This is a genomic window from Streptosporangium sp. NPDC049376 (assembly GCF_044466505.1).
Lineage (GTDB): Bacteria > Actinomycetota > Actinomycetes > Streptosporangiales > Streptosporangiaceae > Streptosporangium.
The window spans coordinates 1-25,858 of sequence record NZ_JBITMT010000001.1 but is presented as its reverse complement, the minus strand read 5'-3'; the positions used below and the strand labels follow the sequence as shown (position 1 = coordinate 25,858).

20 protein-coding genes are annotated in these 25,858 nt (G+C 69.7%); 9 read left to right on the top strand and 11 right to left on the bottom strand.

The features are described from left to right. Window positions 1-19: 19 nt before the first annotated feature. The gene (locus tag ACIBVQ_RS00100) at window positions 20-403 is read left to right on the top strand and encodes a RidA family protein (protein ID WP_352008406.1); all 384 of its coding nucleotides are present in this window, start codon (window positions 20-22) and stop codon (window positions 401-403) included. An 83-nt stretch (window positions 404-486) separates the two neighbouring features. Here the strand turns inward: ACIBVQ_RS00100 and ACIBVQ_RS00095 are convergent, their stop codons facing one another. From ACIBVQ_RS00095 to dxr, 4 genes are all read right to left on the bottom strand, one after another. Continuing rightward, window positions 487-948 carry a hypothetical protein gene (locus tag ACIBVQ_RS00095; RefSeq protein WP_352008405.1) on the bottom strand — a complete coding sequence of 154 codons (462 nt, stop codon included), beginning with the start codon at window positions 946-948 and terminating at the stop codon, window positions 487-489. Window positions 949-1,149: 201 nt separating this feature from the next. Then, window positions 1,150-1,653, bottom strand: a complete 504-nt coding sequence (locus tag ACIBVQ_RS00090; RefSeq protein WP_399174662.1) for a GNAT family N-acetyltransferase — start codon at window positions 1,651-1,653, stop codon at window positions 1,150-1,152. Between the two features lie 40 nt (window positions 1,654-1,693). Beyond that, window positions 1,694-2,863, bottom strand: coding sequence for a flavodoxin-dependent (E)-4-hydroxy-3-methylbut-2-enyl-diphosphate synthase (gene ispG / locus ACIBVQ_RS00085; protein WP_352008403.1), 1,170 nt, complete (start codon window positions 2,861-2,863; stop codon window positions 1,694-1,696). Between the two features lie 34 nt (window positions 2,864-2,897). After that, window positions 2,898-4,082 carry a 1-deoxy-D-xylulose-5-phosphate reductoisomerase gene (dxr, locus tag ACIBVQ_RS00080; RefSeq protein ID WP_399174660.1) on the bottom strand — a complete coding sequence of 395 codons (1,185 nt, stop codon included), beginning with the start codon at window positions 4,080-4,082 and terminating at the stop codon, window positions 2,898-2,900. Window positions 4,083-4,206: 124 nt separating this feature from the next. On the opposite strand from dxr, the gene ACIBVQ_RS00075 reads away from it, so the two are divergent. Then, complete coding sequence (locus tag ACIBVQ_RS00075) at window positions 4,207-5,325, top strand: trypsin-like serine peptidase (protein ID WP_399174658.1); 1,119 nt, start codon at window positions 4,207-4,209, stop codon at window positions 5,323-5,325. Window positions 5,326-5,370: 45 nt separating this feature from the next. On the opposite strand, the gene ACIBVQ_RS00070 is transcribed toward ACIBVQ_RS00075, so the two are convergent. After that, a complete protein-coding gene (locus tag ACIBVQ_RS00070; RefSeq protein WP_352008400.1) occupies window positions 5,371-6,798 on the bottom strand; it encodes an aldehyde dehydrogenase family protein in 1,428 nt (475 codons plus the stop codon). Between the two features lie 214 nt (window positions 6,799-7,012). Here ACIBVQ_RS00070 and ACIBVQ_RS00065 point away from each other — a divergent pair, with 214 nt between their 5' ends. Beyond that, the gene (locus ACIBVQ_RS00065) at window positions 7,013-7,639 is read left to right on the top strand and encodes a TetR/AcrR family transcriptional regulator (RefSeq protein WP_352008399.1); all 627 of its coding nucleotides are present in this window, start codon (window positions 7,013-7,015) and stop codon (window positions 7,637-7,639) included. Window positions 7,640-7,655: 16 nt separating this feature from the next. Here ACIBVQ_RS00065 and ACIBVQ_RS00060 read toward each other — a convergent pair whose 3' ends face one another. Continuing rightward, entirely contained in the window at window positions 7,656-9,137 is a 1,482-nt protein-coding gene (locus ACIBVQ_RS00060; RefSeq protein ID WP_399175805.1) for a PucR family transcriptional regulator, read from the bottom strand. 98 nt (window positions 9,138-9,235) lie between these two features. Between ACIBVQ_RS00060 and gabT the strand changes: the two genes are divergently transcribed. Both gabT and ACIBVQ_RS00050 read left to right on the top strand, forming a co-directional pair. Continuing rightward, window positions 9,236-10,588, top strand: coding sequence for a 4-aminobutyrate--2-oxoglutarate transaminase (gene gabT, locus ACIBVQ_RS00055; RefSeq protein ID WP_352008397.1), 1,353 nt, complete (start codon window positions 9,236-9,238; stop codon window positions 10,586-10,588). 179 nt (window positions 10,589-10,767) lie between these two features. Next, complete coding sequence (locus tag ACIBVQ_RS00050; protein WP_352008396.1) at window positions 10,768-11,013, top strand: hypothetical protein; 246 nt, start codon at window positions 10,768-10,770, stop codon at window positions 11,011-11,013. A gap of 19 nt (window positions 11,014-11,032) precedes the next feature. On the opposite strand, the gene ACIBVQ_RS00045 is transcribed toward ACIBVQ_RS00050, so the two are convergent. From ACIBVQ_RS00045 to ACIBVQ_RS00030, 4 genes are all read right to left on the bottom strand, one after another. Further along, window positions 11,033-12,259, bottom strand: coding sequence for a saccharopine dehydrogenase C-terminal domain-containing protein (locus ACIBVQ_RS00045; protein WP_362783638.1), 1,227 nt, complete (start codon window positions 12,257-12,259; stop codon window positions 11,033-11,035). A 160-nt stretch (window positions 12,260-12,419) separates the two neighbouring features. Continuing rightward, entirely contained in the window at window positions 12,420-13,613 is a 1,194-nt protein-coding gene (locus ACIBVQ_RS00040; RefSeq protein WP_399174655.1) for an extracellular solute-binding protein, read from the bottom strand. 121 nt (window positions 13,614-13,734) lie between these two features. After that, a complete protein-coding gene (locus tag ACIBVQ_RS00035; RefSeq protein ID WP_352008393.1) occupies window positions 13,735-15,246 on the bottom strand; it encodes a CoA-acylating methylmalonate-semialdehyde dehydrogenase in 1,512 nt (503 codons plus the stop codon). After that, window positions 15,243-16,541 (bottom strand): aspartate aminotransferase family protein, encoded by a 1,299-nt coding sequence (locus ACIBVQ_RS00030; protein WP_399174653.1) that lies wholly within the window; start codon window positions 16,539-16,541, stop codon window positions 15,243-15,245. Before ACIBVQ_RS00030 ends, ACIBVQ_RS00035 begins: the two co-directional genes overlap by 4 nt. 507 nt (window positions 16,542-17,048) lie before the next feature. On the opposite strand from ACIBVQ_RS00030, the gene ACIBVQ_RS00025 reads away from it, so the two are divergent. Next, window positions 17,049-17,762, top strand: coding sequence for a TetR/AcrR family transcriptional regulator C-terminal domain-containing protein (locus ACIBVQ_RS00025; protein WP_352008391.1), 714 nt, complete (start codon window positions 17,049-17,051; stop codon window positions 17,760-17,762). A 6-nt stretch (window positions 17,763-17,768) separates the two neighbouring features. On the opposite strand, the gene ACIBVQ_RS00020 is transcribed toward ACIBVQ_RS00025, so the two are convergent. Further along, the gene (locus ACIBVQ_RS00020; protein ID WP_399174650.1) at window positions 17,769-21,698 is read right to left on the bottom strand and encodes a HAMP domain-containing protein; all 3,930 of its coding nucleotides are present in this window, start codon (window positions 21,696-21,698) and stop codon (window positions 17,769-17,771) included. Window positions 21,699-21,894: 196 nt separating this feature from the next. Here ACIBVQ_RS00020 and ACIBVQ_RS00015 point away from each other — a divergent pair, with 196 nt between their 5' ends. The 3 genes from ACIBVQ_RS00015 (at window position 21,895) to ACIBVQ_RS00005 (ending at window position 25,608) form a co-directional block, all read left to right on the top strand. After that, on the top strand, window positions 21,895-23,520 hold the full coding sequence (locus ACIBVQ_RS00015) for a PucR family transcriptional regulator ligand-binding domain-containing protein (RefSeq protein WP_352008389.1): 1,626 nt from the start codon (window positions 21,895-21,897) through the stop codon (window positions 23,518-23,520). Between the two features lie 9 nt (window positions 23,521-23,529). After that, the gene (locus ACIBVQ_RS00010) at window positions 23,530-23,925 is read left to right on the top strand and encodes a cupin domain-containing protein (RefSeq protein WP_352008388.1); all 396 of its coding nucleotides are present in this window, start codon (window positions 23,530-23,532) and stop codon (window positions 23,923-23,925) included. Window positions 23,926-24,144: 219 nt separating this feature from the next. After that, window positions 24,145-25,608: a phosphodiester glycosidase family protein gene (locus tag ACIBVQ_RS00005; RefSeq protein ID WP_352008387.1), complete on the top strand. Its 1,464-nt coding sequence runs from the start codon at window positions 24,145-24,147 to the stop codon at window positions 25,606-25,608. The last annotated feature ends 250 nt before the right edge of the window (window positions 25,609-25,858 follow it).

Below are 25,858 nucleotides of genomic sequence, written 5' to 3'. Positions count from 1 at the left end.
CCTGGCTAGCATCCATCACATGACGGAGCGATATGCGATCTTGAGCGGTTCCACCTTCGAGGAGGAGATCGGTTACGCGCGCGCGGTGGTCGACGGCGACCGGGTCCACGTGTCCGGGACGACCGGGTTCGACTACGCGACGATGACGATCTCGGATGACGTGGTCGAGCAGGCCGAGCAGTGCCTGCGCAACATCGAGAGCGCGCTGACCCAGGCGGGCTGTTCGTTCGCCGACGTCGTGCGCGTGCGCTACATGCTGCCCGACCGCGCGGACTTCGAGCTGTGCTGGCCCGCCCTGCGCCGCCGTTTCGGCGAGGTACGGCCCGCGGCGACGATGATCGTCTGCGGCCTGTCCGATCCGCGGATGAGGATAGAGATCGAGGTGGACGCGCGACGCCCCTGAACACCTGGCCGGTCCGGGAGACGCCGTGGGGCGGCCCCGCGCGCCCGCGCGGAACCGCCCCACGAGACAACCCGCCCGCGAACCTACTCCTCCCGGTGGACCTGGCCCTGCAGGCGCCCGAGACCCGGGGCCCTCAGGGCGAGGTTGGCCTCGCCCACGCCGTCCCGTTCACAGGTGGGACGGTCGAGCAGGACCGAGAAGCCGAAGGTGGTCCAGGTGATGCCGGGCCGGTCCGGGTTGAACCGGTGGCGCCGCGACCCGGAGGAGCGCCCGTCGAGGACGACCTCGACCCGGTCGTCCTGGAAGGAGACGATCGCCTCGACCGTCTCGTCACTGAGCTCGGCACGGAGGTTTCCCCGGTAGACGGCGTGGCCGCCGTCGATCCACTCGCCTAGCTCGCGACCGCAGTCGTCGGCCCCCGCCACGGTGGTGTGGACGGGGGTACTCGACACGGCGGCCGAGGCGGAGGAGGCGGGCACGAGACCGGCCAGACCCGTCAGAGCCGCCAGGGCCAGGGTCGCCGCGCGGGCAGAGGTGCGGAACATGCGCTTCCTTTCAACGGAGGACGACGCCTTGCCTCCCCGTCGCGGAACGTGACGACGAGTGAGGACCGCAACCAAATCAAGCCCAGCGACCAAGGGTAGTCAATGGCGACTCTGAGTTATGGCCCCAGGTTGTTCGCCCGACACATTCGCCCCGTTCGCCCCAGAGATCAGGAGATCTCACCTTTTCCACCGGCCGTCCGGTCACCCTCCGGAGCCACCCAGGGGCTTGGCCATGACGATCTCCCTGCTCCTGCCGTCGTCGAGCAGGTCGCCGAGTTCCCCGGTGTCCTTGAAGCCGTGGCCCCGGTAGAGCGCGATGGCCGCGTCGTTGTCCGGCATCACACACAGGCGCAGGGTCGCGGTGCTCCGCAGCGCCGCCCACCGCTCGATCTCCTGGATCAGGTGGCCCGCGACCCCCCGGCCCCGGGCCTGGGGGCTGACCCACATCGAGATCAGCTCGACCGTGTCCGCGCCGCCGGCGGGGACACCGCTGGCCATTCCGGCGAGCACTCCGTCGAGGACCGCGACCACGTTGTGCGAACCGGGTATCTCAAGGCGGCCCCGCCAGCGGTCCTCGCGGTCGCCGTCCCCCTGCCAGTCGGCCAGTCTCGCCCCGAAGGCGGCCGGCGCCTCGGCGAGGGCCGCCAGCCTCAGCTCCCGCCACAGCGGCCAGTCGTCCGAGTTCAGGACACGTACTTCGATCATGACGTGAACCCTGCCCTGTCCGGGCAGGGACGGCAACGGATTAACGGACGACGACCTCGGGGCCGGGGGCGTCCTCGTCGTCGAAGTCGATCTCCACACCCATCTCCTCGGCAAGCCGCAGGGCCTCCTCGATGAGGGTCTCCACGATCTGCGACTCGGGGACGGTCTTGATGACCTTGCCCTTGACGAAGATCTGGCCCTTGCCGTTGCCCGAGGCGACCCCCAGGTCGGCCTCCCGCGCCTCGCCGGGACCGTTGACCACGCAGCCCATCACCGCGACCCGCAGCGGGACCTTCAGGCCGGTCAGGCCCGCCTGGACCTGCTCGGCCAGGGTGTAGACGTCGACCTGGGCGCGTCCGCACGAGGGGCAGGAGACGATCTCCAGACCGCGCTCGCGGAGGTTCAGCGACTCCAGGATCGCGGCGCCGACCTTGACCTCCTCGACCGGAGGGGCCGACAGCGAGACCCGGATCGTGTCGCCGATGCCCTCGGCCAGCAGGGCGCCGAAGGCCACGGCCGACTTGATCGTGCCCTGGAAGGCGGGCCCCGCCTCGGTGACGCCCAGGTGGAGGGGGTAGTCGCAGCGCTGCGCGAGGAGCCGGTACGCCTGCACCATCACGACCGGGTCGTTGTGCTTGACCGAGATCTTGATGTCCTGGAAACCGTGCTCCTCGAACAGCGAGCACTCCCACAGCGCCGACTCGACCAGCGCCTCCGGGGTGGCCTTGCCGTACTTCTGCAGCAGCCTGGGGTCCAGGGAGCCGGCGTTGACGCCGATCCTGATCGGCACGCCGTGGTCGGCGGCGGCCCTGGCGATCTCACCGACCTTGTCGTCAAACTTCTTGATGTTGCCCGGGTTGACCCGGACCGCCGCGCAGCCCGCCTCGATCGCGGCGAAGACGTACTTCGGCTGGAAGTGGATGTCGGCGATGACCGGGATCTGGGATTTCCTGGCGATGATCGGCAGCGCGTCGGCGTCGTCCTGGGACGGCACGGCGACCCTGACGATCTGGCAGCCGGACGCGGTCAGCTCGGCGATCTGCTGGAGCGTCGCGTTGACGTCCGCGGTGAGCGTGGTGGTCATCGACTGCACGCTGACCGGCGCGTCACCGCCGACAGGAACGGAACCAACCATGATCTGACGGGATTTGCGTCGCTCGGCGATCGGCCTGGTCCTCACGGACGGGATCCCGAGAGCAACAGAAGTCATTTTCAGCCCTTGGTGAGTCGGGGACATCTCCAGTCTAGGCAGTAGCCGTGAGCTCCCGTGCCCGAATCCGTGCCCATTCGTCAGCGTCCAGCACCTCTGCGACCGTCTCCGCCGAGGTCACGGCGTGTTCGGAGACGACCGCGGCCACGGTGTCCACGATGCCGGTGAACGGCAGCCGCCCGGTGAGGAAGGCCTCGACGCAGACCTCGTTGGCGGCGTTGTAGACGGCCGGGGCCGTACCCCCCGCGGAGCCGACGTGACGGGCCAGCGCGACGGCGGGGAACGCCTCGTCGTCGAGGGGCTCGAAGGTCCAGGTGTGGGCCCTGGTCCAGTCGACCGGAGGAGCCGCGGCCTGGACCCGTTCCGGCCAGCCGAGGGCCAGCGCGATCGGCAGCCGCATGTCGGGCGGGCTGGCCTGGGCGACGACCGAGCCGTCGACGAACTCGACCATCGAGTGCACGACCGACTGCGGGTGGACCACCACCTCGATCCGGTCGAAGCCGATGTCGAAGAGCAGATGGGCCTCGATGACCTCAAGGCCCTTGTTGACGAGTGTGGCGGAGTTCACCGTGACGACGGGCCCCATCGACCAGGTCGGATGCGCCAGGGCCTGCTCCGGGGTCACCCCGGTGAGCTGCTCCCTCGGCCTGCCGCGGAAGGGGCCGCCGCTGGCGGTGACGACCAGCCGCCGTACGGCGGAGGCGTCCGGCCCCTGCGGACCCGCGGCCCACAGGCACTGGGCCAGGGCGGAGTGCTCGGAGTCGACCGGCAGCAGTCTCCCGGGTTTGGCCAGCTTCTTGACCAGGGGACCGCCGATGATCAGCGACTCCTTGTTGGCCAGGGCGAGCACCCGGCCCGCCTCAAGCGCGGCCAGCGTCGAGGTCAGTCCGAGCGCCCCGGTGACGCCGTTGAGGACCACGTCGGACGGCCAGGCCGCCGCCTCGGCGACCCCCTCTGGCCCGGCCAGGACCGTGGGGCTCACCCCGTGCCCGGCCAGTGCCCGCCGCAGCTCGGGCAGGGCGGCCGGATCGGCGACGGCCACCACGTCGGGCCCGAACTCGGCCGCCTGGCGGGCCAGCAGGTCGACCCTGCCACCCCCCGCGGCCAGGGCCACGACCCGGAACCGGGCGGGATTGCGGGCGATGACGTCGAGGGCCTGGGTCCCGATCGAGCCGGTAGAGCCGAGCAGGGCGACCGAACGCGTGGTGTCTGGCTGCACGGGCCCATTCTCCCGGATGGCCCCTCCCGGTCGGACCGCCGCCGAGGGTACGCAGAGCGCCGACAACCCTCGACTTTCACCGAAAGTAGCAACAAGAACACATCTGGTAGTGCAAACTCGGCCCATGACTTCGAGCCTCCCCCTGCTCCTGGGTGCCGTGCTCGTCGCCGGGCTGCTCGGCGCCCCCGCGACCGGCACGACGGCCCCCGAACACCGGCAGACCTCGCACGGACTGGCCGAACACCTCGCACAGCCGGCGACCCCGGGTGGAGACGACACCGGCGTCGCCGGGCACACGGGCGCGGGAAACTCCGCCGAGCAGCGCCGTGTGCTCGCCTACTGGACGCCCCGCCGGATGGCCGCCGCCGCCCCCATCGGCCTGCTCGGGCCGGTGACCGGCGTGCTCGGCGCGGTCACCGGCCTGCTCGGGCTGAAGGCCTCCTTCGAGACACCCGGCACGAGACCCTCCGTCGTGAGACTCGCCGCGAGACCCGGCGGAAGGTCCGCCGTGCAGTCCGTCAAGGCCCCGCCGGGCGCGACCCGCACCCGGTACGGCGCGCGGGTCGGCGGTGCCCGCTGGGGCGCGGGCGGGCAGGTCGCCCGTACGACGGGGCGCGTGTTCATGACCCTCGGCGGGACCGACTTCGTGTGCTCGGCGAGTTCGGTCAGGAGCGCCAACGCGGACCTGGTCGTCACCGCGGGCCACTGCGTCAAGAACGGCACGGGCGCGTGGGCGGACAACTGGGTCTTCGTGCCCGGCTACGACCGGGGGCGACGGCCGTACGGGCAGTTCACGGCCCGGCGCATGTTCGTGACGGGCGCGTGGGCGCGGGGTGGTGACGACAGCCACGACATCGGCATGGTCGCGGTCAACCCGCGGGGCGGCCGGCACCTGGCCGAGGTCGTCGGCGTCCAGGACATCGCCTTCGACACCGCCAGGGGCCGTCAGACCCACGGTTTCGGCTTCCCCGCCGACCTGCCCTACGACGGCGAGAACCTGGTCTTCTGCGCGGGGACGGTCCGTGACGACCCGCACGGCCAGACCAGCGACCAGGGCCTGCGCTGCGACATGACCGCCGGGTCGAGCGGCGGCCCCTGGCTGAGCGGCTTCGACCCCGTGACCGGGCACGGCACGGTCACCTCGGTGAGCAGCTTCAAGTACAGCGACGACCGCGGCACGATGTACGGCCCCTACTTCGGTGAGACCGCCAGACGGCTCTACGCCGTCGCCCAGAGATCATGAGGGTACGGCCCGCGCCCCAGGGTGCGGGCCGTACCTCTCTGGGGCCTACAGGGAGAGCCCGGTCAGGACCATGACCTTCTCGTAGGTGAAGTCGGCGATGGCGGAGCGGATGCCCTCGCGGCCGACGCCGGACTCCTTGATGCCGCCGTAGGGCATCTGGTCGGCGCGGTAGGACGGAACGTCCCCGATGACCACGCCGCCCACCTCAAGCTCGCGGTTGGCGCGGAAGGCGACGTCCAGGTTGCGGGTGAACACCCCGGCCTGCAGACCGTACTTGGAGTCGTTGACCGTGGCGAACGCCTCGTCCACGCCGGAGACCGACTGGACGATCATCACCGGGCCGAAGACCTCCTCGCAGGAGACCTTGGCGTCGTGCGGGACGTCGGCGAGCACGGTCGGGGCGACGGTCGCGCCCTCGCGGGTGCCGCCCGCCAGCAGCCGGGCACCGGCCGCGACGGCCTCCTTGACCCACTGCTCGACGCGCTCCGCGGCCTCGACCGAGACCAGCGGCCCGACCTGGGTCCGGTCGTCGGCGGGGTCGCCGACGACCAGGGCCTCGACCGCGGGCACCAGCCTGGCCAGGAAGTCCTCACGCACGGACTCCTCGACGATCACACGCTGGACGGCGATGCAGCTCTGCCCGGCCTGGTAGTTGGAGAACAGCGCGACCCTCGAAGCCGCCCAGTCGAGGTCGGCGTCGGCGAGCACGACCGCGGCGGCGTTGCCGCCGAGTTCCAGGGTGACGTGCTTGCGCGGCACCTGGTCCATGATCGCGTAACCGACGGGGCCGGAGCCGGTGAAGGAGACCACCGGCAGGCGCGGGTCCTCGACCAGCGCGCCCGCGCGGTCGTTGGGCACCGGCAGCACGGAGAACATGCCCTCGGGCAGGTCGGTCTCGGCCAGGATCTCGCCGAGTACCAGGGCGGAGAGCGGGGTCGCGGGGGCGGGCTTGACGATGACCGGCGCGCCGACCGCGATGGCGGGGGCGACCTTGTGGGCCACCAGGTTGAGCGGGAAGTTGAACGGCGTGATCGCCAGGACCGGGCCGTGCGGGACGCGCGATATGTAGGCGAGACGGCCCGCGGAGCCGGCCTCGGTGTCCAGGCGCATGACCTCGCCGCTGAGCCTGCGGGTCTCCTCGGCCGCGAACCTGAAGGTGGAGATCGCGCGGTTGACCTCGCCACGGGCCCAGAAGATCGGCTTGCCGTTCTCCTCCATGATCAGCCGGGCGAGCTCCTCGGCGCGCTCGGCCAGGCGGCGCGAGACGTGGGCGAGGGCGTCGGCCCGCACATGGATGGGGAGCGCGGCGGCCTGCCCGCGCACGGCCACCGCCGCTGCGACGGCCTCCTCGACCTGGTCGGCCGTCGGCACTGAGCAGAGGCCGACGACACGGCCGTCGTGTGAGTTGGTCACGGTGAGCTCGGCGTCCCCGGTGGCGGGACGGCCGGCGAGCCAGAAGGGGCGCACGTCCATGCTCAGACGGTATGCCAACCGCCACGACGGGGCGTTACTCCAGGGCGTACAAGACGGTCAGCGCGATGCGCCGTTCCGTATGTCCTCTTCTCTCTTGGGGGCTGTAACGAAACCGGCCCGCTTTATGGATATTCCTATATGACGACGGTTTGAACGATCTTCGCTCTGGCTAAGTCACGGTTGCAACTCCCTCACAGCGGAAGGGCGTGGCCGCATGACCTCTCCGGCGCCGCGCGGGCTGCAGGGTGCCTATCACCTCGGCGAACGAGCGGGCCAGGACGAGCTTCGCGGACGGCTCCTCGACGTGGCCAGTCAGCTTCTCGTCACCGTCGGCCCGGAAAGCCTGTCGATGCGCCGCATCGCCACCGAGGCCGGGTGCTCGACGACGGTCGTCTACACCATGTTCGGCAGCAAGGAAGGGCTGGCCGAGGCGCTCTACCTTGAGGGGTTCGAGCGGTTCAGACGGCGCCTTGAGGCCGTGCCTCCGCGCAGGAACGCCCTTGAGCACCTCACCGCGCTCGGTCCCGCCTACCGGGAGGCCGCCCTGGCCGAGCCCGGTTACTACGCCCTGATGTTCGAGCGGGCCATCCCCGGTTTCGTGCCGAGTGAGCGGGCCAGGACCCTGGCCAGGGCCGCGCTCAACATCCTCGACCGGGTGATCGCGGACTGCATCTCCGCCGGATACATCATCCCGACCCAGCCCAGGAGGATCGCCGACGCCCTGTGGGCCGCCGCGCAGGGCGCCATCAGCCTGGAGCGGTCGGGTCACCTGCGGGACGGCGAGACCTACAACGCGGTCACCTACGCCACCATCTCCCGTTATCTGACCGAGAAGCCGTGACCTGCGGAGGACGTGGTCATCCCGCCGTGGTCAGCGCGACCCAGAGCTCCGCGCGGGCGCCGGGGTCGTCGAGGTCGCGGCCGAGAAGCTCGGCGACACGGCGCATACGGTAACGCAGGGTGTGCCGGTGCACGCCGAGCCGTTGCGCGGCGGCGTCCCAGTGGCCGTTGCAGGCCAGGTAGGCGCGCAGGGACTCCAGCAGGTCGGCGCGCGAGCCGTACTCGCGCAGGGGGGCGAGCAGCGCGGCGGAGAACGCCTCGGCCGCCTCGGCGTCCAGCAGGGACAGCAGACCCTGGCCCGCCAGGTCGGCGAAGCGCGTCACACGCTCGGTGCCGCGACCGGCCGCGGCCAGTGCCCGGTCCGCCTGGCCGAGTCCGGCGCGCAGGTCGTCGAGACCGACCGGGGCGCCGAGACCGACCTCGCCGTACTCGGCGAGTGCCTGGGCCACCTCGTCCGCGAGGCCCTCGGGGGCGAGGACGACCACCCGCTCCGCGTCCGGCGCGGCGAAGACTCCGGTGGGTGCCCCGGCGAAGCCCGCCGCGACGGCGTCGAGCACCGCCTCCCGGTCGCCGCGGACGGCCAGCACGACCAGCCGGTCCACGGGCAACGTCTCCCCCAGCAGGCCCAGGACCTCCCGCCCTGCCTCGGTCTGCCCGGCCAGCAGCAACCTCAGCACGGCCGCGCGGATCCTGCGCTCGGCGGCCAGATGTTCCCTGCCGTGCTCGATGGCCAGCGTCAGCAGCGACCCGGCGGCGTTGACCACGGTGTGCGCGACCGGTGTGAACGGCCGCTCCGCGCCGACCGCGAAGAACCCCCTGACCCGGCGGGCGCCGAGTGGTTGCACGACGATGTGCTCGGCCGGGGTGGACAGCGCCAGGCTCGCCGGGGCGCCGCGTCCCGCGGGTTTCCTGAGCCGCTCCAGTTCGGGCAGCAGCCTGGTGACGTGGGAGGCGTCCCTGCCCGTCGCGTGCCGTACGGCCCCCGCCTCGTCGAGCAGCGCGGCCCAGCCGCCCAGTTCGTGGGCCAGGCGGTCGATCACCGCGGCGGCCCCCTCCGGGCGGAGCGCGGCGCGGGTCAGGCGTCCCTGGGCGGCGAAGGCGCGGCTGATCTCCTCGTACTGCTCGGCGGCGATCAGGTCGCTGACCAGCTTGCTGATGGCCACGAACGGGGTGTCGCGGGGCACCTCGATCAGCGGCAGGCCCGCCAGCGCCGCGGCCTCGACCAGCCCGGCGGGGATCTCCTCGTGCCCGAGGCCGACGCCGAAGCCGAGACCGGTGACGTTCCTGGCCACGAGCCTGCCGACGTAGGGGGCCGCGTCCGCCTCGTGCAGGCGCATACCGGTGGTCAGCACCAGTTCGCCGCCCTCAAGGAAGGGGGTGGGGTCCTCAAGCTCGCTGACCGCGACCCAGCGGACCTGACTGTCGAGCGCGTCGTGCCCGGCCAGCACGGCGAGTTTGAGCGGCAGACGCCGCACGACGGTGCGGAGCGTCGGTGCCACGATCACCCCCGGATTTGTACGTTACGGCAAGAGTGCCGTCGGTAATTTTGCCATAGTGCATCATCCGCATCCCGGTACGCGCGACATACCGTCACAGCATGAGCACCGTCACCCAGGGCGGCCCCTCGCTTCCTCAGGAGCGCCGGGTCGTCACCGAGATTCCCGGCCCCAAATCCCGCGAGCTGTTCGCGCGCAAGCAGGCCGCCGTTCCTCCGGGCATCGGCACCACGCTGCCCGTCTTCGTGACGCAGGCCGGGGGCGGTGTGGTCGTCGACGCCGACGGCAACTCACTGATCGACTTCGGCTCCGGCATCGCGGTGACCAGCGTGGGCAACTCCGCCCCGCGCGTGGTCGAGCGGGTGACCAGGCAGGTCGCGGACTTCACGCACACCTGTTTCATGGTCACTCCCTACGAGTCCTACGTCCGGGTCTGCGAGAGGCTCAACGAGCTGACCCCGGGTGACCACGAGAAGCGCACCTTCCTGCTCAACAGCGGCGCCGAGGCCGTGGAGAACGCGGTCAAGGTGGCGCGGCACGCCACGGGGCGCCAGGCGGTCGTCGTCTTCGACCACGGCTACCACGGCCGCACGCTGCTGACGATGACGCTGACGGCCAAGAGCATGCCGTACAAGCACGGGTTCGGGCCGTTCGCCCCTGAGGTCTACCGGATGCCGCTGGCCTACCCCTTCCGCTGGCCGACCGGCCCGGAGAACTGCGCCGAGGAGGCCGCGGCCCAGGCGATCGACCAGATCGGCAAGCAGATCGGCGCGCAGAACGTGGCCGCCGTGGTGATCGAGCCGATCGCGGGCGAGGGCGGCTTCATCGAGCCGGCCAAGGGCTTCCTGCCCAGGATCGCGGAGTTCTGCCGGGAGAACGGCATCGTCTTCATCGCCGACGAGGTCCAGACCGGTTTCGCGCGCACCGGCCACCTGTTCGCCTGTGAGGACGAGGGCGTCGTCCCCGACATCATCGTCACCGCCAAGGGCATCGCGGGCGGCCTGCCCCTGTCGGCCGTCACCGGCAGGGCCGAGCTGCTCGACAAGGTCCACGTCGGCGGTCTCGGCGGCACCTACGGCGGCAACCCGCTGGCCTGTGAGGCGGCGCTGGGTGTGATCGAGACCATCGAGGCCGAGGACCTGACCGGCAGGGCCCGTCACATCGGCGAGGTCATGCTCCCCCGGCTGCGGGCCGTGGCGGAGCGCAACCCGGTGATCGGTGACGTGCGCGGCCGGGGCGCCATGATCGCGATCGAGCTGGTCGTCCCCGGCACCAAGGAGCCGCACCCGACGGCGGCCGGCGAGATCGCCGCCAGGTGCCACGCGGAGGGGCTGCTCGTGCTGACCGCCGGCACCTACGGCAACGTTCTGAGATTCCTTCCGCCGCTGGTCATGCCCGACCACCTGCTCGAAGAGGGGCTGACGATCCTGGAGAAGATCATCAGCGAGATCTAACGGTTTGGATCACCGCAAAAGGGGCACCCGGCTTAAGACTGGGTGCCCCTTTTATTGCGTTATGGAAGGCGCACAGGGAGTGATTTAACCACCGCTTGACACTTACCACACTGATCACGGACGGAAACGGCGTTATAACGGTTCCGGTATAAGACTTCGCGATCAAGACGGGAGACGTGATGGACTGGCGGCATACCAGGGCGGCACGGATCACGGCGACGTTCGACCCGGAGGGCCTCACCCGGGCTCAGTGCGAGGGCGACGCCTGTGTTACCTGCCACAAGAGATGGCCCCGGCCAAGGATCAGGATCGGCAGGCTGCCCAACGACTCCCCGCTGTTCGCCTGTGACGAGTGCGCCGAGGCACTGGTCCAGGAGACCGAGGAGAACATCTACCACCTGCCCCGCCGCGCGGCCTTCTTCTGAGGCTCGCCTCCGCGCCGTCTCAGGCGGACAGCAGCGCCCCGTGCGTCTGCTCCCGCATCCTCCACGGCGAGCCGTAGTCATCGAGCAGGTCCAGGAACGGCACCGCGTCGAACGCCTCGGGCCCCAGCACCCCCGAGCCCGCCCAGACCCCGCTCGCCAGCAGTTCGAGCGCGACCACCGGGTGCAGCGCCGTCTGCCACACCACGGCCTGGCAGCCGTACTCCCGCATCGACCACGCGTTGTCCACCACGTGGTACAGGTAGACCTCCCTGGGCGCGCCGTCCTTGCCGACGCCCTTCACCCAGGTGCCCGCGCACGTCTTGCCGCGCATCCGCTCGCCGAGCGTCGCCGGATCGGGCAGGGCCGCGGCGACCACGTCCCTCGGTGAGGCCTCGACACCGCCGACCCGGATCTTGCCCGCGTTGTCCAGGCCGAGCTTGCGCAGGGTCTTCAGGACGCCGATGAACTCCTCGCCGAGACCGTACTTGAACGTCACCCGCCCGGCGTCGATCCAGCGCGGCACGAGCAGGACCTCCTCGTGCTCGACGTTGACGCACTCGACGGGGCCGATCCCCTCGGGGAAGTCGAACACCTCGGGTTCGCTGAACGGCTCGGTGGTGTGCCAGGCGCCGTCCTCCCAGACCACCGGGGGGTTCAGGCACTCCTCGATGGTCGTCCAGATGGAGAAGGTCGGCGCGAAGTCGTAGCCCTCGACCACCAGGTTCGACCCGTCGCGGACACCGATCTCCTCGATGCTCTCGAAGAGGTGCTCGGCCGCGTAGCGCGCGAACACGTCGGCCAGCCCCGGTTCGACCCCCATGCCGACCAGCGCGAGGCGACCTCTGTCCCGCCACCGCCCGGTCAGAGCGAACTGCTCGTCACCGAGCTTCACCCCCGGCAGCTCGTACGGTCTGCCCGGGTGGGGGCGGGACAGCGACATCGCCATGTCCAGGTAGTCCGCCCCCGCGTTGAGCGCGGCCCTGAACAGCGGCATGGTGAAACGCGGATCGACGGCGTTGAGGAGCACGTCGCAGCGGTGCCCGGCCAGGGCGGCCTCGACCGCCTCCTGGTCGGAGGCGTCCAGCGTGATCGCGCTGAACCGCGGGTCACCGGCTCTGGCCACCGCGGCGGTGGCCCGGCTCTGTTGAGAGTCGGCCACCACGATGTGTTCGAAGAAATCTCGGCGCGCCGCGATGGGGACGACGGCCGAGCCGACCCCGCCCGCTCCCACAAGAAGGATTCTCATGGCGGGATCCTATCCACTGACTGGTCAACCAGTCGATATTCGGGACGTGATTTCACCACCGGATTCGTCGCGGGTGACGGACGCCCCCACGGAAACCGTGGCCGCCTCACACATGGACGGAGGGGGCGTCCCGTTCAGCCGCGGGCGGTGGCCACCCCGCTCACTTCACCAGGTCCTTCCACCTTTTTTCCCATTCGGTGTAGTCAGTGCATTCCCCACCCGAACCACCGCAGTCCTTCGTCGGACGCGTGGCGAAGAGGACATGCCCGAGCTCGCGGTCGTCACGCGCGTGGTAGGCGTCGCACAGCCTCCGGACCTCGCCGTCGCAGGCCTTGACGTTGGCGGGCGCCAGCCCCGTCCAGGCGGCGGCCGAGTGCTGCGTGTCCGCGGAGCCGACCCAGTTGAGCCACTTGTAGGCGCAGTTGGGGCTGGTGGCGCCGGTCCCGACCATCCAGGCGTCGGCCCACCCGGTCACCGGCCCCTTCTCCCGCTCGACCGTCCTGCCCGCGCGCTCGAAGAGATCCAGGTGGTACGGCAGCGCCTGGGCCACGTGTGCCTCCCCCGTCGAGAAGGCCTGGATCACCTCCAGGGTGCTTGTCCAGTACACCCGGCGGGGCCCGTCGTGCTCGGCCAGCAGCCCGACGGCGGCGTCGAGCTGGGCGGGGGTGAGCTGGTAGGGGTCCTTGACCCCCAGCTCCGGCCTGGTCCGCCTGAGTGCCAGGGCGGCGTCGGCGATGCTCAGCGGGGTGTCCCTGACGGCCGACTGCTCCGTCCGGTAGACCGCGTCCGGCCCGTCGGGGGCGCCGGGCTCGCGTATGACCTGGTTGGTCCCCCACAGATAGGGGACTCCGTAGACCTTGCCGCTCGCGTCCCGGGTGGCGGGCAGTTCACGCAGCCGCCGGGGGATGTCCTTGTAGGACCGCAGGAGCGTGGTGTCCAGCGGCCTGACCGCGCCGTCCGCGATCAGCCTGCCGGCCAGGTCGGGGGAGGCCGAGATCACGTCGTAGGAGGCCGAACGGACCTTCTCCGCCATCTCCTCGCCGGAGTGGACCCGGTCGAGCCTGCTGACCCTGCAGCCGGTGAGCTTCTCGAAGGGCGAGAGCCAGTCGGCGCTCGCGGTCGCGCCGCCGTACTCGACGTGGCCCTGGTAGGTGAGCACCTGCAGGGTGCCCTCCCCCTTGCCGATCGACGCCGAAGGCTTCGGGCTCGGTGTCGGTGTCGGGGACCGCGTGTCCTGAACGGCCGCCCGCCGGGCGAGCGCGCCGGGGGCCGTCGCGACCGGGAGACAGACCGTCAGGGCCACAACACCGGCCAGTGCGCCGAGACGTGTACGCCGGAACCTGTCCCCGCTCACGCAGCTCCCCCTACGACTCGATCTGTCCGGAGCCTATCGGCCGCCCGCGGAGCCCCGTCCACATACGGAGCGGCCCCACGGGAGATCTTCCCGCGGGGCCGTCCCGTCACCGCCCGCGCGGCTACCGGTTGGTCGGGAATCCGAGGTTGACCCCACCGTGGCTCGGGTCGAGCCAGCGGGAGGTGACGACCTTGCCCCGGGTGTAGAAGTGCACGCCCTCCGTGCCGTGGACGTGGCTGTCGCCGAACAGTGACGCCTTCCAGCCGCCGAAGCTGTAGAAGGCCATCGGCACCGGGATCGGCACGTTGATGCCGACCATGCCGACCTCGACCTCGTTCTGGAAGCGCCTGGCCGCGCCGCCGTCGTTGGTGAAGACGGCGGTGCCGTTGCCGTACTCACCGCTGTTGATCAGGCCGAGCCCCTCCTCGTAGGAGGAGACGCGCACGATCGACAGCACCGGCCCGAAGATCTCCTCGCGATGGACGCGGGAGTCGGCCGGGACGTGGTCCAGGACCGTCGGGCCGAGCCAGAAACCGGGGGTCTCCTCGGCCGTCGTGCCACCGCGCACCGGGGTCAGGCGGCCGTCCACGACGAGCTTGGCCCCCTCTGACACCCCCAGGTCGAGGTAGGAGACCACCTTGTCGCGGTGTGCCCCGGTGACCAGCGGTCCCATCTCGGAGGCCGGGTCGTCGCCGGGGCCGACGGTCAGCGCCGAGACTCGGGAGACGATCTTGTCGACCAGCTCGTCCCCGATCGGGTCGACGGCGAGCACGACGGAGATCGCCATGCACCGCTCCCCCGCGGAGCCGAAGCCCGCCGAGACCGCCGCGTCGGCGACGAGGTCGAGGTCGGCATCGGGCAGCACGAGCATGTGGTTCTTCGCGCCACCGAGCGCCTGTACCCGCTTGCCCGCCGCGCTGCCGGTCTCGTAGACGTAACGGGCGACCGGGGTCGAGCCGACGAACGAGACGGCCCGCACGTCGGGGTGCTCAAGCAGCCGGTCGACCGCGACCTTGTCACCCTGGAGCACGGTGAAGACACCGTCGGGCAGCCCCGCCTCCTTCCAGAGCCCGGCCAGCAGCAGGGAGGCGGACGGGTCCCGCTCCGAGGGCTTCAGGATGAAGGCGTTGCCCGCCGCGATCGCGATCGGGAACATCCACATCGGCACCATGGCCGGGAAGTTGAACGGGGTGATGCCCGCGACGACGCCCAGCGGCTGACGGATCGAGTAGGAGTCGACCCGGGTCGAGACGCCCTCGGAGAAGCCGCCCTTGAGCAGGTGCGGGATGCCGCAGGCGAACTCGACGACCTCGATGCCCCTGGCGACCTCGCCCAGCGCGTCGGAGTGGACCTTGCCGTGCTCGGCCGAGATGAGCCGGGCCAGCTCGTCACGGTTGGCGTTCAGGAGCTCACGGAAGCGGAAGAGCACCTGTGAGCGCTTGACCAGCGAGGAGTCCCTCCATGCGGGGTAGGCGGCCACGGCCGAGGCGACGGCCGCGTCCACCTCCTCCGTCGAGGCCAGGTGGACGTGCCCGGCCACCCGGCCGGTCGCCGGGTCGAAGATCTCCGACGTACGGCCCGCCTCGGGAACCTCGGTGAGGGCGCCGTCGATCCAGTGGGTGATGTTCTTCACGACGTGACCTCGGCGTTGACGGTTTCGAGCGCGTTGACGATGATCCCGAGGCCCTCGGCGGCCTCGTCCTGGGTCAGGGTGAGCGGCGGGGCCATCCGCAGCACGTTGCCGTACAGGCCGCCCTTGCCCGCCAGCAGGCCCGCCTTCTTCGTCTCCTCCATGAACTTGGCCGCGATCGCGGGAGAGGGTGCCCCGGTCGCCGGGTCGACCAGTTCGACGGCGAACATCAGGCCCTTGCCCCGCACGTCACCGACGATCGGCAGACGCGGCGCGGCCTGCCTGAGCCCGTCGATGATCAGAGCGCCGGTCCTGGCGGCGTTGGCCTGCAGGTCGTGGTCGAGCACGTAGTCGAGGGTGGCGTTGGCGGCGGCCATGGAGATCGGGTTGCCGCCGAAGGTGGCGAGGCCGGCCGCGTGCGGGCCGTCCATCAGGTCACCCCGCGCCACGACGCCGCCGACCGCGAAGCCGTTGCCGAGCCCCTTGGCGAAGGTCATCATGTCCGGCGTGACGCCGTGGTTCTGGATGCCGAAGAACGCCGAACCGGTACGGCCCCAGCCGGTCTGCACCTCGTCGGAGATGAACAGGACGCCCTCGGCGTCGAGGACCTCCTTGTAGGCGGCGAACAGCCCGTCGGGCGCCATGCTGAAGCCGCCGACCCCCTGGATCGGCTCGGCGATCAGCGCGGCCACGTCGCCTCCGACGGAGGTGGCGAGCACGTGGCGCAGATCGTCCACGCAGGCGGCGATGTAGTCGGCGTCGGACAGGCCGCGGAACTGGGTCAGGTGCCGGTCGGCGCCGTGCAGGAAGTGCACGTTCAGCGGCGACAGGGAGTTGTTCTTCCAGGAGCGGTTGCTCGTCACGCTGATCGCCCCGAAGGAGCGGCCGTGGTAGCTCTGCCGCATGGCCAGGACCTGGTCGGACCGGCGGGCGTAGGTCGCCAACAGCAGCGCGGTCTCGTTGGCCTCGGTGCCCGAGTTGGTGAAGAAGACCTTGGCGTTCTCGATGCCGGAGAGCCGGGCGATCTTCTCGGCGAGCTCGACCTGGCCGCGGAGCAGATAGACCGTGGAGGTGTGCACCACGCCGGTCGCGAGCTGACGTTCCACGGCCTCGCGCACCTCGGGCACGTCGTAGCCGATCATGTTGGTCAGGATGCCCGCGAAGAAGTCCAGATAGCTCTTACCGGAGGCGTCGACGACCCGGTTGCCCTTGCCGCCGACGATCTCGATGGGCTCGTTGTAGTAGAGGGCCAACCAGTGGGGCATTACCGCGCGGTGGCGTGCAAAAAGGTCCGACATACAACGAGTATGTCGGGTTACCCCACCTGCTCAAACCACCAGACTGTCGGGATATGACCGGCAAAGCCATCATGTTGTTAGAACGCCATTCCAGTCCTACCTCCGAGTTCCTGTACGGCTTGCGCCCTGCGACGGTTGGCGCAAGCCGTACAGGATGCCGGGCGGAGCACCCCCCAGGTTCCCCGCCCGGGCTTCTCGGAGGAGGCGGCCCCGGCCAGACCGGGACGCCGTGAGTCGCCTGAGCCACGAAGGCCCCGAACGCCACGGGCCCTCGCACCGGCACGCCCGGACGTTCGCCAGACGCGGGCTGTGCCGGCCATGTCCACCTCCACGGGCTCGGGCGACTCATGAACCATCGTCGCCCATATTTCCCACTTAAGCAATCTGAAATACATGAATTTTTGGCACCCTTCCGTGACATCCCCCTCACCCTCGGATGCCCGCCCTCGGCGCTCGCACATTGTGCGATAAATCGAACACCGTATTATCAGCCGTATGCTTAGGGATGTGGAACAGCCCCTGTCCTCGGTGTGGACCCGTGAGAAGCGTCCTTCGAAGAGCCCGACGCTGAGCCGGGCGCAGATCGTGCGCGCGGCCATGGAGATCCTCGACGCCGAGGGGATGGAGGCGCTGAGCATGCGCCGCCTGGGCACCAAACTCGGGGCGGGGGCCACGAGCATCTACTGGCACGTGGCCAACAAGGACGACCTTCTCGAACTCGTCCTCGACGAGGTCTTCAGCGAGGTCCCGCCGTTCGACCCGGAGACGAGCGGCTGGCGCGACGCGGCCTCGGCCTTCGCCTACGGTGTGCGCCAGGCGCTCTTCGCCCACCCCTGGTCCGCGGTGCTCATCGGAACCATGCCCAGCATCGGCCCCAACGCCATGCGCCTGTCCGACGGGCTGATGCGCACCTTCGCCAAGGCGGGGTTCACCGGCATGGGCCTGGACCACGCCGCCTCGACGATGATGGCCTACGTGCTGGGCACGACCCTGCCGGAGATCGCCTGGCGGTCCGCCACCAGGCGATCCGGGCTGAACGAGCAGGACCTGGTCAAGGCGATGACGGACATCGTGACCCGTGCCGCGAACGACTATCCCGAACTGGCCGCCCGCTACTCCGAGTACGCCGACCTCGACCAGCAGGCCCTCCGCGCCGTCAACTTCGACTTCGGGCTCACCTGCTTCCTCGACGGCCTCGAAGCGCGCCTCAAGCAGCGATGAGGGGGCTCACGGCGACATCCACTGCTGGATGCGGGTGAGCAGCTCCTGCGCGTCGACGGGTTTGGTGACGTAGTCGCTCGCCCCCGCCGACAGTGTCTTCTCCCGGTCGCCCTGCATGGCCTTGGCTGTGACCGCGATGATCGGCAGGTCCGCGAAGCGCGGCATCTTGCGGATGGCCGCGGTGGCCGCGTAACCATCCATCTCCGGCATCATGATGTCCATCAGGACCAGGTCGACGTCCTCGTTGCACGACAGCATCTCGATGCCCTTGCGGCCGTTCTCCGCGTACAGCACCCGCATGCCGTGCAGTTCCAGGATGTTGGTCAGCGCGAAGACGTTGCGCACGTCGTCATCGACCACCAGCACCTTCTTGTCGGCCAGTACGGCGTCCGCCTCCCGGAGCGCGTGGGGCCGCTCGTCCAGGTCAGGCCGTACCAGTGGCAGAACCGCGCCGCGCGCCTGGGCCGACAGGTGCAACGTGATGCGCTCGCGCAGTTCGTCGAGACTCGGCAGGAGCTCCAGAGGCTGGGGATTCGAACGACCCTTGAGAAGGTCCTCCTGCGGCCGGGTGAGCGTGCGGGTGTGGTGGGCGAGCACGGGCAGCTCACGCAGCACCGGGTCCTCCTCAAGCCCGCGCAGGAACTCCGCCGCCCCGTCCTGCCACATCCCGAGGTCGAGCACGATGCAGTGATGGTCGTCCCGCCTCAGGGCCTCGACCGCGGTGACGGGGTCGTTGGCCGTGGCCACCCTGACCGGCCCGTGCGTCTCGTCCAGGTCGGCCGCGACGCTCTCGGCGAGCTGGGACAGCAGCCCGCCCCGGCGTGACTCGACGACGAGCAGGCGGCGCCCCTCCCCACCGGCCTGTTCCTCCCCCGGCAGGACGACCGCCCTCGCCACGGGCCCGGCGGCCGGAACGTCACGGCCGCGGGGGGCGACGTCCGCGACCGGCAGCCGGAGGCTGAAGGTGCTGCCCTGCCCCAGGACGCTGACCGCCCTGATCTCGCCCTTGAACAGGGCCGCGATCTCACGGCTGATGGACAGTCCCAGACCGGTGCCGCCGTATCTGCGACTGGTGGTCCCGTCGGCCTGCTGGAAGGCGTCGAAGATCTGGGAGAGGTTCTCCTCGGCGATGCCGATCCCGGTGTCCACGACGTGGAAGGCGAGCACCTCCTGGCCCGGGACCCCCAGCAGGTCGGTCTCCTCGATCAGCTCGATGCGCAGCCCGACCGAACCCCTCTCGGTGAACTTCACCGCGTTCGACAGCAGGTTGCGCACCACCTGGCGCAGCCGCTGCTCGTCCATGAGCAGCTCTCCGGGCACGTCCGGGGCGATGGTGACGTCGAACCTGAGACCCTTCTCCGTGGTCAGCGGTCTGAAGGTGGCCTCGACGTAGTCGAGCAGGCGCCGTAGCGGCAGCGGCTCGACGCTGACGTTCATCTTGCCGGCCTCGATCTTGGACAGGTCGAGGATGTCGTTGATCAGCTGCAGCAGGTCGGTGCCTGCCGAGTGGATGACGTTGGCGTACTCCACCTGCTTGGCGGTGAGGTTGCGGGCCGGGTTCTGGGCCAGCAGCTGGGCCAGGATCAGCAGCGAGTTGAGCGGGGTGCGCAGTTCGTGGCTCATGTTCGCCAGGAACTCGCTCTTGTACTTGGAGGCCAGGGCGAGCTGCTTGGCGCGTTCCTCAAGCTCCTGGCGGGCCTGCTCGATCTCCCTGTTCTTCGTCTCGATGTCGCGGTTCTGCCGGGCGAGCAGCTCGGCCTTCTCCTCAAGCTCGGCGTTGGAACGCTGGAGTTCCTCCTGCCCCATCTGCAGTTCCGTGGCCAGGCGCTGTGACTCGGCGAGCAGGGAGTCGGTCCGGGCGTTGGCGACGATGGTGTTGACGTTGACGCCGATGGTGCCGACCAGCTGTTCGAGGAAGGCCCGGTGCACCGGGGTGAACCTGTTCAGGCTGGCCAGCTCGATCACCCCGAGCACCTGATCCTCGACGATGATCGGCAGGATGATGAGGTTGACCGGCCCTGCCGCCCCCAGGCTTGAGGAGATCGTGAGATAGCCGTCGGCGATGTCCTCGACCAGGATGGGGCGTTTGGCCAGGGCCGCCTGCCCCACCAGCGACTCCCCGAAGCCGTAGCGGCGGCTGGTGTCCCGATGACCGTAGCCGCCGACGACCCGCAGCTCCGAGCGGCCACCCGCCTCCTCGGCGAGCAGGAACGTGCCATGCTGCGCGCGGACCAGCGGGGCCAGCTCGTTCATCACCAGTTCGGCCACGACGGCGAGATCACGATGACCCTGCATGAGACCGGAGATGTGGGCCAGGTTGGACTTGAGCCAGTCCTGCTCCTGGTTGGCCAGGGTGGTCTCCCGCAGGGACTTCACCATGGAGTTGATGTTGTCCTTGAGCTCGGCCACCTCCCCCGAGGCGTCCACGGTGATGGAACGGGTCAGATCGCCCGAGGTCACGGCGCTGGTCACCTCGGCGATCGCACGGACCTGACGGGTGAGGTTGCCCGCGAGCTCGTTGACGTTCTCGGTCAGCCGCTTCCAGGTGCCCGAGACACCCTCGACCTCCGCCTGGCCGCCGAGCCGTCCCTCGCTGCCGACCTCACGGGCCACCCGCGTGACCTCCGCGGCGAACGACGACAGCTGGTCCACCATCGTGTTGATGGTGTCCTTCAGCTCCAGGATCTCCCCTCTGGCGTCGACCCGGATCTTCTGCGACAGGTTGCCCTTGGCGACCGCGGTGGTGACCTCGGCGATGCTGCGCACCTGCGCGGTGAGGTTGTCGGCCATGACGTTGACCGACTCGGTGAGCGCCTTCCAGGTGCCGGAGACTCCCTTGACGTCCGCCTGGCCGCCGAGCCGCCCCTCCGTGCCGACCTCACGGGCCACCCGCGTCACCTCGTCGGCGAACGACGACAGCTGGTCCACCATCGTGTTGATGGTGTCCTTCAGCTCCAGGATCTCCCCCCGCGCGGAGACCGTGATCTTCTGCGACAGGTCACCCCTGGCCACCGCGGTCGCCACCTGGGAGATGTTCCGTACCTGGTCGGTGAGGTTGCCCGCCATGTAGTTCACCGAGTCGGTCAGGTCGCGCCAGGTGCCGGAGACGCCCTTGACGTCCGCCTGGCCGCCGAGCCGCCCCTCGGTACCCACCTCACGGGCCACCCGCGTCACCTCGTCGGCGAAGGAGGACAGCTGGTCCACCATCGTGTTGATGGTGTTCTTCAGCTCCAGGATCTCCCCCCGCGCGGAGACCGTGATCTTCTGCGACAGATCACCCCTGGCCACCGCCGTGGTGACCTGCGCGATGCTGCGCACCTGGTCGGTGAGGTTGCCCGCCATGAAGTTCACCGAGTCGGTCAGGTCACGCCAGGTCCCCGCGACGCCGGTCACCTCCGCCTGCCCGCCGAGCCGCCCCTCCGTGCCGACCTCACGGGCCACCCTCGTCACCTCGTCGGCGAACGACGACAGCTGGTCCACCATCGTGTTCAGGGTGTTCTTCAGCTCCAGGATCTCGCCTCGGACGTCCACCGTGATCTTCTGCGAGAGGTCACCGGTGGCCACGGCGGTGGCGACCTGGGCGATGTCACGGACCTGGTCGGTCAGGTTGCCCGCCATGGCGTTGACCGAGTCGGTGAGGTCCTTCCAGGTGCCGGAGACGCCGGGCACCTCGGCCTGCCCGCCCAGCTGGCCCTCCGTGCCGACCTCACGGGCCACCCGCGTCACCTCGGAGGTGAACAGGGAGAGCTGGTCCACCATCCCGTTGAAGACGGTGGCGATCTCCTTGAGCAGACCGTCGCCCTCGTCGGGCAACCGGGTGCCGAAGTCACCGTCCCGTACGGCGGTGAGCCCCGCCAGAAGCTGACGCAGATCGAGCTCCTCCACACCGGCGGCCTGTGTGGAACCACGTCTCGTTCCGTCCGTAGTCTCAACCATGTTCACCACCGCGTTCGTTCGGCCGAGAAAAGGTCAAGTCATCCTAAGGCCAGTGGACGGGGAGGCCGGGCGGTTGATGATTAGGCGGGAAATCCGCCTGAACGCAGAGAAAGGTCCACTCAAAGAGGGAGTTGACCTTTCAGGCTGTAAAGCAGGCGGCATTCTAACTTACAGGCTGATCGGATACTCTCAACGAGTGCTCCCAACCATCGCCGACGTTCTCGCCCTGGACACCGTCCGCCGGGGCAACCCACGGGTGGTCGCGGGAGCCGACCGGCTCGGCACCCGGGTCCGCTGGGTCCACGTCGGCGAGGTCACCGACATCGCCCACCTGCTGCGCGGCGGAGAACTCGTTCTCACCACCGGCATCGCGCTGCCCGACGACCAGGAGGGCCTGACGGCCTACGTCGCCGAGCTGGCCGCCGTCGGCGCGTCCGGCCTGATCGTCGAACTGGGCCGCAAGTTCATCAGGGAGCTGCCCCGATCGGTGATCAACGCCGCGGAGAAGCACGGCCTGCCCCTGGTCACTCTCGCCCGTGAGACCCCCTTCGTGCAGATCACCGAGTCGGTGCACGCCAGGATCATCGACATCCAGCTTGAGGAGCTGCGCGCCTCAGAGCAGCTCCACGAGGTGTTCACCGAGCTGTCGGTCGAGGGCGCCTCCCCGGCGGAGGTCCTCAGCCAGGTCGCACGCCTCTCCGGGCGCCCCGTGCTGCTGGAGAACCTCGCCCACCAGGTGCTCGCCTGTGAGACGGCGGGCCGCGACACCGGGACGCTGCTGGCCAGCTGGGAGACCCGCTCACGGGCGGTCGCCCCCGAGGGCAGGACCGCCTACGACTCCTCCTCCGGCTGGCTGGTCACCACGGTCGGCGCGCGCGGCCAGGACTGGGGCCGCCTGATCCTGCTCTGCGAGGGCATCCCAGGACCGCGTGACGTCGTGCTCGCCGAGCGCGCCGCGACCACCCTCGCCCTGGGTCGCCTGCTGGAACGCCATCAGGAGTCCCTTGAGCGCCAGGCCCACGGCACGATCATCACCGGCATCCTGACCCACTCCTACGCCGACCCGGAGGAGGCCGCCGCCCGCGCCAGGGCGGTCGGCGTGCCGCTCACCGGACGCAAGCTGATCAGCGTGGTGCTACGCCTGTGTGATCCACAGGACGACTCCCTCGAAGGGCAGGAGCGGCTCGTGAGGCTCGACGAGCTGGCCGAGGCCGCCGCCTCCGCCTGCCGCGACGCCCGCCTCCCCGCCCTTGTCGGCGCCCTGGACCAGGACCGCGTCGGTGTCCTGCTCCCCCTGCCCCCGCGGACCCTCGCCGAGCCCTCGCTGACCGCACTCGCCGACCGCCTGCGAATGACCTTCGCCACACCCTTCGTCCTGGCCGCCGGATCCGTGGTCGACTCGCTCCGCGACGTACGGCGCAGCTTCCTCGAAGCCGAGCAGGTCGCGGACGTGGCCGTCAGACAACCCGACGGACGCCCCTTCTACCGGCTGCCGGACCTGCGGCTACGTGGCCTTCTGCACCTGCTCCGGGACGACGCCCGCCTGCAGACCTTCGCCGAACGCGAGCTCGGCTCCCTGCTGGCCCACGACGCCCAGCGCGGCGGCGACCTGACCGGAATCCTGCGCGTCTACCTGGCCGCGGGCCGCAACAAGGCCGTCGCCGCGCAGAAGGCCCACCTGTCGAGGCCCGCCTTCTACGACCGGCTCCGTAGGCTGGAACGTGTTCTCGACATCGACCTGGACGATGTCGAGTCCTGTCTCTCCCTCCACGTGGCGCTTCTGGCGCTGGAGTCGTTCCGGAGAGACAACCCCCGCACCTGAAAGGCCCCCATGCCCGAGATCCTCGTCCCCGAGGCCGCCGACCTTGCCCGCATGGTCGGCGCCGCAGGCGTCTTCGCCGTCCCCGCCGGAGACGTACGGCTGTCGCCCGACGAGCTGGACCCCGCCCAGATCCTCGCGGGCTCGCCCCAGGTCTCCTCCGTGGAGCTCTGGTCGTCGCCCGACGGCTCGCAGAGCCGGGGAATCTGGGAGATAACCCCCGGAACCGTGACCGACGTGGAGAACGACGAGATCTTCGTGGTCCTGGCCGGCCGCGCGACCCTCGAAGTCGAGAACGGCACCAGCATCGAACTCACCCCGGGCTCGGTCTGCCTGCTCTCCGCAGGGACCAAAACGACCTGGATCGTCCACGAGACCCTTCGCAAGGTGTATCACTCCGTGTCCTGAGTCCCAGCTACGGGCCGTATGGAAAGTGGATTTCCATACGGCCCATTCGCTTGGCGCAGGTCCCTCGCGTAACAGAGGGTCTGAGAGGCTTCGCCCGCAAAGACACCGTGTGGGAAAGAACACTTTCTCAATACGTTTAGCGTGTTTCGCCCACCCCGGTAGGTAGATCTTCGGCACGATGGTACGCCGCAGTCTGATCACCAACGGGGAGAGATATTCATGTCACGACGTCTCGTCGTCGGGCTTTCCGCCATCACACTCGTAGCGACAGCGATGCCCGCCCAGGCGGGACAGGCGACCCTGCCCTTCCCCTCCTCGGCGTTCCCGCTCGGCGAACGAGTGGCCCCGGTGACGAAGCAACGCAACGTGGCTCCCGGAGTCGACCTTTTCACCGTAAGGCACGGCACATCCACCCAGGGCTGGACCGTGGCCGTGCTGATGCCCAACGGGCACGAGGACGGCAGTCTGGCCACCGCCCAGGCGAAGGCCTCCGAGGTCGAGTCCGCCGGATTCACCCCGGAGGTCCAGAAGGTCGTCCAACCCGCCGCCGCTGACGCCCCCTCCGTGGAACGCTATCTGGTCCGCGTCGGGCAGTGGCCGTTCAAGAAGCGCGCCGAGGCGGACAAGGTGGTCAAGGAACTCAAGGGATTCGACATCAAGGCCAAGGCCGACTACCTCGGTGACGACGGCCTGGAGACGACCGGCCCCTGGAACCTGCGTGTGCTGACGATCGACCCCAGAACCTTCCGGGGATCGTTCAAAACGAGCATCGGCAAGTCCATCGCCAAGCGCGAGACCACCAGTTCGATGGGCAAGCTCGTCGGTGCCATCGCCGGCGTCAACGGCGGCTTCTTCAACATCCACACGGTCAAGGAGATCAAGGGAGATCCGATGGGGATCTCCGTGGTCGGCGGCAAACTCCTCAGCGAGGCCGTGGAAGGCCGGACCGGACTGATCCTGAACGGCAGGAAGGTCAAGATCACCGAGTTGAGGTCGGCTGTCACAGCCACTTCATCCGACGGGGAGAAGACCGCGATCCAGGGAGTCAACCGGGCGCCGGCCGCCGACGAACTCGTCCTCTACACCGAGGAGTTCGGCACCAAGACCGCGGCCGACGGCGGCACCGAGGCCGTGATCGACCCCCAGGGAAGGGTCGTCTCGGCCCGTCAGGCGGGTGGCGTCGTCCCGCGCGGTTTCTCCGTACTGCACGGCACCGGCCTCATGTCCGACTGGCTGCTCGAACACGCCGCGGAGACCGCGACGGTGAAGGTGGACACCAAGGTCATCGATCTGCGGACCCGGCGGGCCGTTCCCCTCACCCCCGAGACATACGTCATGGCGGGCGGCGTAGGCCTGGTCAAGAACGGCCGAATCCACATCACCGCTCTCGCCGACGGGCAGGCCTCCCTCAACATGATGCTCCGCCGTCACCCTCGGACGATGGCGGGCGTCACCAAGAACGGCGGACTGATCCTGGCCACCATCGACGGCCGCATCCCGGGCGTCACCGTGGGAGCGTCGATGGTCGAGGCCGCTCAGTTGATGCGCTGGCTGGGCGCCAAGCAGGCCATCAACCTCGACGGAGGCGGATCGAGCGCGATGGTGGTCCGTGGGAAGGTCGTCAACCAGCCCTCGGACGGTGCCGAACGTCCGGTCGGCGACGGCCTGTTCGTCACCCCCTGAACCTGTTTGACTTCAACGCCCTGGTCGCTCCGACCAGGGCGTTTTCGTTTCCGCTACGGGAAGCACTCCTCCAAGTACCGGAGCACACCCCGTACGGCGCCGCCCAACCCTCCCACCGCCCACCCTCGAAACCCAGAAAGGGGCGGTCCCCGGCGCCCCTCAAACACCCCCGCACTCCCAGGCCAGGCACAAACTCCCGGGCCGGGCACAAACAAAAAAAGGGGCAGCCGCCGGCCACCCCGCACCCCAG

Bases quoted from the DNA above. Each gene is read 5' to 3' on its own strand.
- gabT (WP_352008397.1), top strand. From the start codon at position 9,236: ATGAGCACCGTCACCCAGGGCGGCCCCTCGCTTCCTCAGGAGCGCCGG.
- ACIBVQ_RS00005 (WP_352008387.1), top strand. From the start codon at position 24,145: ATGTCACGACGTCTCGTCGTCGGGCTTTCCGCCATCACACTCGTAGCG.
- ACIBVQ_RS00065 (WP_352008399.1), top strand. From the start codon at position 7,013: ATGACCTCTCCGGCGCCGCGCGGGCTGCAGGGTGCCTATCACCTCGGC.
- ACIBVQ_RS00050 (WP_352008396.1), top strand. From the start codon at position 10,768: ATGGACTGGCGGCATACCAGGGCGGCACGGATCACGGCGACGTTCGAC.
- ACIBVQ_RS00100 (WP_352008406.1), top strand. From the start codon at position 20: ATGACGGAGCGATATGCGATCTTGAGCGGTTCCACCTTCGAGGAGGAG.
- ACIBVQ_RS00010 (WP_352008388.1), top strand. From the start codon at position 23,530: ATGCCCGAGATCCTCGTCCCCGAGGCCGCCGACCTTGCCCGCATGGTC.
- ACIBVQ_RS00095 (WP_352008405.1), bottom strand. From the start codon at position 948: ATGTTCCGCACCTCTGCCCGCGCGGCGACCCTGGCCCTGGCGGCTCTG.
- ispG (WP_352008403.1), bottom strand. From the start codon at position 2,863: ATGACTTCTGTTGCTCTCGGGATCCCGTCCGTGAGGACCAGGCCGATC.
- ACIBVQ_RS00075 (WP_399174658.1), top strand. From the start codon at position 4,207: ATGACTTCGAGCCTCCCCCTGCTCCTGGGTGCCGTGCTCGTCGCCGGG.
- ACIBVQ_RS00045 (WP_362783638.1), bottom strand. From the start codon at position 12,259: ATGAGAATCCTTCTTGTGGGAGCGGGCGGGGTCGGCTCGGCCGTCGTC.
- ACIBVQ_RS00070 (WP_352008400.1), bottom strand. From the start codon at position 6,798: ATGGACGTGCGCCCCTTCTGGCTCGCCGGCCGTCCCGCCACCGGGGAC.
- ACIBVQ_RS00020 (WP_399174650.1), bottom strand. From the start codon at position 21,698: ATGGTTGAGACTACGGACGGAACGAGACGTGGTTCCACACAGGCCGCC.
- ACIBVQ_RS00030 (WP_399174653.1), bottom strand. From the start codon at position 16,541: ATGTCGGACCTTTTTGCACGCCACCGCGCGGTAATGCCCCACTGGTTG.
- ACIBVQ_RS00090 (WP_399174662.1), bottom strand. From the start codon at position 1,653: ATGATCGAAGTACGTGTCCTGAACTCGGACGACTGGCCGCTGTGGCGG.